3 protein-coding genes and 1 pseudogene are annotated in these 2,805 nt (G+C 68.5%); all 4 read left to right on the top strand.

Features of this window, described 5'->3' with window-relative positions; genetic code table 11:
- On the top strand, positions 1-972 hold a 972-nt coding region (gene shc / locus BFF77_RS31675; RefSeq protein ID WP_066956941.1), incomplete at its 5' end, for a squalene--hopene cyclase.
- The gene (locus tag BFF77_RS31670) at positions 972-1,622 is read left to right on the top strand and encodes a phosphorylase family protein (RefSeq protein ID WP_066956938.1); all 651 of its coding nucleotides are present in this window, start codon (positions 972-974) and stop codon (positions 1,620-1,622) included. The genes shc and BFF77_RS31670, both read left to right, overlap by 1 nt.
- 5 nt (positions 1,623-1,627) lie before the next feature.
- Positions 1,628-2,647, top strand: coding sequence for an adenosyl-hopene transferase HpnH (gene hpnH / locus BFF77_RS31665; RefSeq protein ID WP_066956935.1), 1,020 nt, complete (start codon positions 1,628-1,630; stop codon positions 2,645-2,647).
- Between the two features lie 7 nt (positions 2,648-2,654).
- Positions 2,655-2,805: pseudogene (locus BFF77_RS34965) on the top strand (flavodoxin-dependent (E)-4-hydroxy-3-methylbut-2-enyl-diphosphate synthase); the annotation flags it as partial.

Genomic DNA, 2,805 nt, shown 5'->3' with positions numbered 1-2,805 from the left:
ACGCAGGATCTGCTCGCCGACCATCCAGTCCGCGGCCTTGACCAGGGCCGGATCGTCCGGGCTCACGCCCGCGTCGGCGAGCAGATCCTGCGTCCCGGCGACTGGACCGCGCGCAGACCCGGACTCGCGCCGGGCGGCTGGGCGTTCGAGTTCCACAACGACAACTACCCGGACATCGACGACACCGCAGAGGTCATTCTCGCGCTGCGCCGGGTCGAGCACCCGGAGCCCGAGCGGATCGACGCGGCCATCGAACGCGGCGCCCGGTGGAATCTGGGCATGCAGTCGAGAAACGGGGCCTGGGGCGCCTTCGACGCCGACAACACCAGCCCGTTCCCCAACCGGCTGCCGTTCTGCGACTTCGGCGAGGTCATCGACCCGCCATCGGCCGATGTCACCGCGCATGTGGTCGAGATGCTCGCGTACGAGGGCCGGAGCCACCATCCCGCCACCCGGCGCGGAATCGAGTGGCTTCTCGCCGAACAGGAGACGAACGGCGCCTGGTTCGGACGCTGGGGGGTCAACTATGTATATGGTACCGGGTCGGTGGTGCCCGCCCTGACCGCGGCCGGACTGCCCGCGTCCCATCCCGCGATCCGCCGGGCCGTGCGCTGGCTCGAATCCGTGCAGAACGCGGACGGCGGCTGGGGCGAGGACCTGCGCTCGTACCACGACAGGGAGTGGATCGGACGCGGTGCCACCACCGCCTCCCAGACCGCGTGGGCGCTCCTCGCGCTGCTCGCGGCCGGGGAGCGGGAGAGCAGGGCCGTCGAGCGGGGCGTCGCCTATCTGGCCGGGACCCAGCGTGAGGACGGCTCCTGGGACGAGCCGTACTTCACGGGTACCGGCTTCCCATGGGACTTCTCGATCAACTACCACCTCTACCGTCAGGTCTTCCCGCTGACGGCCCTCGGCCGGTATCTCCACGGGGAGCCACTCGCCGCCCGTGCGGGAAACCGCAAGGGGAGCTGATGGCACGGTCCTCCGGGCCGGCCGGCCCGCCACCGCTGCTGATCGCCTGCGCGCTCGGGATCGAGCGCTTCGCGCTGCGCGGAAGCGGTCGCGGCGACCCGGCGGGACGGGTGACCGTCCTGCGTACGGGTATGGGACCCAAGAACGCCGAGTGTGCCGTGGCGCGCGCGCTCGGGGAGACCGGCAACAGGGACGCGGTCGTCATGGCGTCCGGATTCTGTGCCGGACTCGTCCCGGGGATGCACCCCGGGGATCTCATTGTCGCCGACGAGACCCGCGGCCCGGACGGCTCCACGCCCTGTACGGGCACCGGGCTGCTCGTCGACGCGCTGGCCCGGATCCTGCCCGGCCGTACGGTCCACACCGGTCCGCTGACCGGCTCCGACCATGTGGTCCGCGGACAGGAAAGGGCCGCGTTGCGCGGTACGGGAGCGATCGCGGTGGACATGGAGTCCGCCGCGACGCTCCGTGGTGCTCTGGACGCCGGCACCCGTCCGGTCGCGGCCGTGCGGGTGGTCGTGGACGCTCCGGAGCATGAGCTCGTCCGTATCGGCACCGTGCGCGGAGGAATATCGGCTTTCGGTGTTCTCCGTGCCGTCCTGCCTGCTTTTCATGAATGGCACCGTTCTTTGCTGCTCCCCAGGAGGTGAGCTAGATGGCCATGCCGCTCCGTCAGACCATCAGGGTCGGGACGTACCTCTTCGAACAGAAGCTCCGCAGGCGTGAGAAGTTTCCGCTCATCGTCGAGCTGGAACCCCTCTTCGCCTGCAATCTGAAATGTGAGGGCTGCGGCAAGATCCAGCATCCGGCGGGTGTCCTGAAGCAGCGCATGCCCGTTGCCCAGGCCGTCGGGGCGGTGCTGGAGTCCGGGGCGCCCATGGTCTCGATCGCCGGTGGCGAGCCGCTGATGCACCCGCAGATCGACGAGATCGTGCGGCAGCTCGTGGCCAAGAGGAAGTATGTCTTCCTCTGCACCAACGCGATGCTGCTGCGCAAGAAGATCGAGAAATTCACTCCCTCGCCGTACTTCGCCTTCGCGGTGCACATCGACGGGCTGCGGGAGCGGCACGACGAGTCCGTCGCGAAGGAAGGCGTCTTCGACGAGGCGGTGGAGGCCATCAAGGAGGCGAAGCGGCGCGGCTTCCGCGTCACGACCAATTCCACCTTCTTCAACACCGACACTCCGCAGACCGTCATCGAGGTACTGAACTTCCTCAATGACGAACTGAAGGTGGACGAGATGATGATCTCGCCCGCCTACGCCTATGAGAAGGCTCCCGACCAGGAGCACTTCCTCGGTGTCGAGCAGACCCGTGAGCTGTTCAGGAAGGCGTTCTCCAGCGGCAACCGGGCCCGCTGGCGCCTCAACCACTCGCCGCTCTTCCTGGATTTCCTCGAAGGCAAGGCCGATTTTCCCTGCACCGCCTGGGCCATTCCCAACTACTCCCTCTTCGGCTGGCAGCGCCCCTGCTATCTGATGAGCGACGGATACGTTCCGACGTACCGTCAGCTCATCGAGGACACCGACTGGGACAAGTACGGCCGGGGCAAGGATCCGCGCTGTGCCAACTGCATGGCGCACTGCGGCTACGAGCCGACCGCCGTACTCGCCACCATGGGCTCTCTCAAGGAGTCCCTGCGCGCGGCCCGCGAGACGGTCGTCGGGACACGGTGACGACGCCATGACCACGGGAGAGCCGGGGGGTGCCTTGCGGATCGGGCCGGCCCCTGTCTCACTGGGGCTCCCCGAGCTGCCGGCCCGGCCTGTAGCGGTGCGTCGCGTTTCGCGGCGTATCCAGGTCGGGTCGGTGGCGGTCGGTGGGGATGCGCCGG

Origin of the sequence: Streptomyces lushanensis, from assembly GCF_001700515.1 — a bacterium.
GTDB classification, from domain to species: domain Bacteria; phylum Actinomycetota; class Actinomycetes; order Streptomycetales; family Streptomycetaceae; genus Streptomyces; species Streptomyces lushanensis.
The sequence above is the reverse complement of the archived record's forward strand: the minus strand, read 5'-3'. Positions and strand labels throughout refer to the sequence as shown.

Excerpts from the sequence above, each read along its gene's own strand:
- BFF77_RS31670 (WP_066956938.1), top strand. The coding sequence starts at position 972 with ATGGCACGGTCCTCCGGGCCGGCCGGCCCGCCACCGCTGCTGATCGCC.
- hpnH (WP_066956935.1), top strand. The coding sequence starts at position 1,628 with ATGGCCATGCCGCTCCGTCAGACCATCAGGGTCGGGACGTACCTCTTC.